We start from the raw sequence: 5,290 nt of genomic DNA, 5'->3' as shown, positions 1-5,290 counted from the left end.
ACCAAGAAACCCGGAACTGTCACCGAAGTCCTGATGCAGAACTGTCACCACTGTCCCGCGAGATGACACCTGCACGGCCGGTACGCAGACGTAACTTCCAGACGTGGGTGGGTGCGCGCGCATCTGCGCGGTTGTGCCGGGCGGTTGCGCAGTAGCCCGTGCACAGGCGTGTGACGCCCTGTGTCGTCGCGTGTCGGCGTGCGACGGGAGTGTCCGCGCGATCCTTCCCGCCGGGTACTTTCGTGACGAGGATCATGAGAATCGGCTGCAAGGCTCTGGCCGGCCGGTCGGCAACCCCACGCCAACGACGGGTGCCCCAGATGACGATCCGGCAGGCGGACGCACCGCCGTCTGCAAGTACGGCGCGCCGGCGATCCGCTCCCGGCGCCCCCCACCTCTCAGGGGGAGACATGACGGTCCATCGGCATCCCGGCGCCCAACCCGCAGCCCAGCACCCCACTGCACCGCCCACCGGAACTCAGCCCGCCGGCGCCCAGCCCGCTCCCACCCGCGCGCACCACGCCGGCACCGCCACCGCGCAGATCGCCACCGCGCAGATCCACGGCGGCGCGGCGACCCCTCCGGCGGCGCGGCCCGTGCAGCCGCCCCTCCACCTCTCCGCCGCCTACGAGTTCGACTCCCTCCGTGATGCCCGCGAGGCCTTCGCCCAACGGGAGCCCGCATTCACCTATGCCCGTACCGGCAGCCCCACCGTGGCGCTGCTGGAGAGGCGGCTCGCTGCTCTGGAGGGCGGCGTGGGGGCGGTCGCCACGGCCTCGGGCCAGGCGGCGCTCGCCCTCACGCTCCTGGCGCTCGCCGGCCGTGCGGGTCAGCATCCGCAGGCGCGTCCGGAGCCGGGCACCCCGGGCGGACACGTGGTCGCCTCCTCACGCATCTACGGGGGCACGGCGGACCTCCTCAACGACTCGCTCACCGAGGCCGGGATCGAGGTGACCTGGGTCGACCCGCACCGGCCCGCGCAGTGGGAGGCGGCCGTGACCCTGCGTACGCGTGCGTTCCTCGTCGAATCGATCGGCAATCCGCATGCGGATCTGCCGGACATCCCCGCCCTCGCGGAGGCCGCCCATCGTCACGGTGTGCCGCTCATCGTCGACAACACCCTGGCCACACCGCACCTGCTGCAGCCGGCGAGGCTGGGCGCGGACCTCGTGGTCCACTCCGTCACGAAGTACCTCACGGGCAACGGGACGGCGCTCGCCGGCGTCATCGTGGACACCGGGCGCTTCAGCCCCGGTGCGGAGCCGGGGAAGTGGCCGCAGCTCACCGTGCCGCTCGTGCGGTTCGGCGGTGTGCCGCTGGTGGAGCGGTACGGCGAGCACGGCGCGCTCCTCCACCTCATCCGCGCCAAGTTCCTCCACGACCTCGGCCCGTGCCTCTCGCCGTGGAGCGCGCAGCAGGCCCTCGACGGGATCGAGACCCTCGACATCCGCGTGGAGCGGCACTGTCGCACGGCGGAGGAGCTCGCCGCGCGCCTCCACGCCCATCCCGGTGCACGGGTGGTCCGTCATCCCAGCGTGCCCGGTTCGCCGGACGCGGCCCTCGCGCGCCGTGACTTCCCCCGCGGCGCCGGGGCGGTGCTGTCCTTCGAACTGGACGGCGACCTGCCGGCGGTGGAGCGCTTCGTGGACGCGCTGCAGGTGTTCAAGCTGGCGGCCAACATCGGCGATGCCCGCTCGATGGTCTCCCATCCCGCGTCGATGACACACTGTCGGCTCTGTCCGGAGCTGCGGGACGCAGGCGGGATCACGGAGCGCACCCTCCGCCTCTCCGTGGGGCGGGAGGATCCGGAGGATCTCTGGGCGGACCTCACCCAGGCGTTCGCCGCCGCAGGGCTGGCCGGGGCGGGGCCGGCAGAGGCGGAGCATGCCGCCGCAGGCCTGGGGGAGCCGCAGGCCGCGCCCGAGGCCGGGGCCGCCGAGGTGCCGGCCGCCCCTGCGCGTGCGGGGCGGGTGCGCGCTCCGGAAGCGCCGGTCCGCGAGACCGAGGCGGTGACGGCATGAGCACGCACGAGGCGACATGGACTGCGGCGGAGGCCCCGCCCCGCCTGCTGCGGAGGGGCTTCGCGACCTCCGCGGTGCACGCCGGGCAGGCCCCGGATCCGCATACGGGGGCGGTCATCCCGCCCATCTACCAGACCTCGACCTTCACCCAGCCCGCCGTCGACGCGCTCCGGGCCGGATACGAGTACTCCCGCGGCGGCAACCCCACCCGTAACGGGTTCGAGGCGCAGCTCGCGGCTCTGGAGTGCGGCAGCCACGCTTTCGCCTTCGCCTCCGGCATCGCCGCCGAGGACGCTCTGCTGCGCTCCGTGCTGCGGCCGGGGGACACCGTGGTGGCGGTGGCGCAGACCTATGGCGGCACCCACCGCCTGCTCACGCAGCTCTACGCACGCTGGGGAGTGACCACGCAGTTCATCGCCCCGGACGACCTGCCGGGGTTCGAAGCCGCAATCGCGGCACCGCAGGCGCGCCTCGTGTGGATCGAGACGCCCACCAATCCGCTCCTCACGGTGGTCGACATCGCCGCCTGGGCGGAGGCCGGGCATGCGTGCGGTGCGCTCGTCGTCGTGGACAACACCTTCGCCTCTCCGGCGCTGCAGACACCGCTGACGCTGGGCGCCGATGCCGTCGTGCACTCGACGACCAAGTATATCGGCGGCCACTCGGACGTGCTGGGCGGTGCCGTGGTGGTGGGCGATGCGCAGTGGGAGGGGCAGCCGCTGGCGGAGGCGGTCCGCTTCCAGCAGTTCGCCGGCGGTGCGGTCGCGGGCCCGCAGGACTCCTTCCTCGCCGCGCGCGGCCTCAAGACGCTGGGCATCCGCCTGCGGCAGCACTGCGAGAACGCCGCGGTCATCGCGGAGTGGCTCCAGCACAGGCCGGAGGTGGAGCAGGTGTTCTACCCGGGGCTGGAGGGCCACCCCGGGCACGAGGTCGCGAAGAGGCAGATGTCCGGGTTCGGCGGGATCGTGTCCTTCCGGGTGAAGGGCGGGCCCAGCTCGGCGCGGGGTGGTCCCGGAGCGGGTGCGGCAGTGCGACCGAGGCCGGTGAGCGACGGTCTCGCTGCCGGTGAAGCCGCCGCGCGCAGTGTCGCGGAGGGCACGGACCTCTTCGGCCTGTCCGTGAGCCTGGGCGGTGTGGAGTCGCTCGTCTGCCACCCCGCGACCATGACCCACGGCTCCGTCGCGGGCAGTCCCGAGGCACCGCCGCGGGACCTGGTGCGGCTGTCCGTGGGGATCGAGGACGTGGAGGACCTCGTGGACGATCTGGAGCGGGCTCTCACTCGTCGCCAACAGTGCGGCTGAGCTGATCCGGCCTCTTCCTCCCGCAATGGGGGCCTGCATAGAATGAAGGCCGCATACGCTTCCGTTCTGAGGCGACTGCCGTGAGGGTGGGGAGGGCGGTCGTCGCAGTCGGGGACCAGGACGCTGCGATCGACTGGTACGGGCGCGCATTGGGATTCGCTGTCCTCTTCGACGGAGAGGCATTCCCCGGGTTCCGCGCCACCCATGTGGGTCCTGGGGCCGCCGCTGAGCCCGGAGTGTGGCTGATGCCCCGCCTTCGGGATGGTGCCACGACTGATGACGGCGGGGCTGGCGGGCACGAGGAGGCGGAACCCCTCCTGGTGCTATTCAGCGACGATCTCGATGCGGACGCGGAGAGGCTTGTCCGCTCAGGTGCCCCGCCTCACCGTGGTCCAGAGGGTGCCCCGGGAAGCCGCTCGCTCCATGTGCGTGATCCCTGGGGCAACGTCATCGTCGTGGTCGAGACGCCGCGGGAGTAGCGACCGCGGGCTGTAGGCGAGCCCCCGCGGCCTGCCGGCCGTTCGCCGGCTGGACGCCGATTTGAAACTGCGGGCTCCTCCCATGAGACTGGCCTCACACTGAGCGATCGATCGAGGAGCGCGCATGCCCACCGCTGGTACCGAACCCACCCCGCTGCTGAGCGAGCCCGACGGCGCGGAGGTCGTGCGGACCCCGGCCGAGGCCGCAGCACTGGACATGCCCCCGCTGCTCGTCCTGGAGCCGGTGGAGCGATTTCTCGACGCGCACGGCCTCGGGGGCGGCCGGCTCGCATGGACGCGGATAGGCGACGGCCAGTCCAACATCACCTACCTCATGGAGCGCGGCGGGCGGCGGTTCGTGCTGCGCCGCGGACCGCGCCCGCCGATCGCCAAGTCCACGCACGACATGGTCCGTGAGGCCAGAGTGCAGCGCGGCGTGGCGAAGGTGGGCCTGCCGGTGCCGGAGATCCTCGCGGTGTGCGAGGACGAATCCGTGCTGGGCGTGCCCTTCTACGTCATGGACTTCCTCGAGGGCGAGATCGTGCTGCGGGAGACGCCTGCGGCACTGGACAGCCCTGAAGGCCGCAGAGCCGCCTCCGAGGCGCTGGTGGACACCCTGGTCAGCCTCCACGGCCTGGATCTGGAGAAGGCGGGGCTCACCGAGTTCGGCCGGCCGGAGGGGTACCTGGAGCGGCAGATCGCAACCTTCTCCCGGCTCGCGCCACTGGTCACGGAGCGCGAACTGCCACTGGTCGAGGAGCTCGCGGGCTGGCTGCGTGAGAACCTGCCGGCCACTCAGCGGCCGGCACTGGTGCACGGGGACTACCGGTTCGGCAACGTCATGTTCGCTCCCGAGGCCCCGGCCCGCATCACGGCCGTCCTCGACTGGGAGATGGCGACCCTGGGGGATCCGCTGGCCGACCTCGGATACCTGGTGGCGATGTACTCGGATCGGGAGGATTCCGGCCCGTCGGTCATGGACCTGAGCCCGGTCACGCGTGCTGAAGGGTACTTCACGAAGGGCGAGATCGTCGCGCGATACGCGGAGAAGTCCGGTCTGGACGTCAGCAGTCTGCCCTGGTACCAGGTGCTGGCGATGTGGAAGGCTTCCGTGTTCCTCGAGGACATGTACACGCGGTGGAATGCGGGAGAGCGTCCCGGTGACGACTTCGCACCCAAGCTGGAGACGCAGGTGCCTGCGCTGCTGGAAGCGGCCAGAGACCTCACACGGCGGTGACGTCCTCGGCGCTTCTTTCGCTCCTCGCTCGCAGGTGACGTCTGCGCAGCGGCCGTGACAGGCGGCCGCGGCACAGACGTCACGTACGTGTGGAGCGGGGGCGCGAGAGGCCGGGGCTTCTCGATTTGCGTGTGAGGGGTGGGGTGTGTAGGTTTGTGCCTCGCTGCCGGATGCGAATCAGGCGGTAGGGGAATTGTTTGTGGATACTGAATGCGTTGCCAGGCCTGTCCGGGTTTTGGGTGGGTGTGGTGT

At 71.6% G+C, this 5,290-nt stretch carries 4 protein-coding genes and 1 riboswitch; all 4 genes read left to right on the top strand.

Annotated features, from left to right (window positions below; translation table 11 throughout):
• Positions 1-250: 250 nt before the first annotated feature.
• A riboswitch (SAM riboswitch) is annotated at positions 251-366 on the top strand.
• Positions 367-410: 44 nt separating this feature from the next.
• The 4 genes from ABD240_RS17035 (at position 411) to ABD240_RS17025 (ending at position 5,038) form a co-directional block, all read left to right on the top strand.
• Entirely contained in the window at positions 411-2,021 is a 1,611-nt protein-coding gene (locus ABD240_RS17035; RefSeq protein ID WP_344338805.1) for an O-acetylhomoserine aminocarboxypropyltransferase/cysteine synthase family protein, read from the top strand.
• The gene (locus ABD240_RS17030; RefSeq protein WP_344338803.1) at positions 2,018-3,322 is read left to right on the top strand and encodes a PLP-dependent transferase; all 1,305 of its coding nucleotides are present in this window, start codon (positions 2,018-2,020) and stop codon (positions 3,320-3,322) included. The genes ABD240_RS17035 and ABD240_RS17030 overlap by 4 nt, the downstream gene beginning before the upstream one ends.
• 80 nt (positions 3,323-3,402) lie before the next feature.
• Positions 3,403-3,801 (top strand): VOC family protein, encoded by a 399-nt coding sequence (locus tag ABD240_RS17160; protein ID WP_425547070.1) that lies wholly within the window; start codon positions 3,403-3,405, stop codon positions 3,799-3,801.
• A gap of 124 nt (positions 3,802-3,925) precedes the next feature.
• Positions 3,926-5,038 carry a phosphotransferase family protein gene (locus tag ABD240_RS17025; protein WP_344338801.1) on the top strand — a complete coding sequence of 371 codons (1,113 nt, stop codon included), beginning with the start codon at positions 3,926-3,928 and terminating at the stop codon, positions 5,036-5,038.
• Positions 5,039-5,290: the final 252 nt, after the last annotated feature.

This window comes from Brevibacterium salitolerans (assembly GCF_039531405.1).
GTDB lineage: Bacteria > Actinomycetota > Actinomycetes > Actinomycetales > Brevibacteriaceae > Brevibacterium > Brevibacterium salitolerans.
Note: the sequence above shows the minus strand (reverse complement) of the source record. Positions and strands in the feature narration are given on the sequence as shown.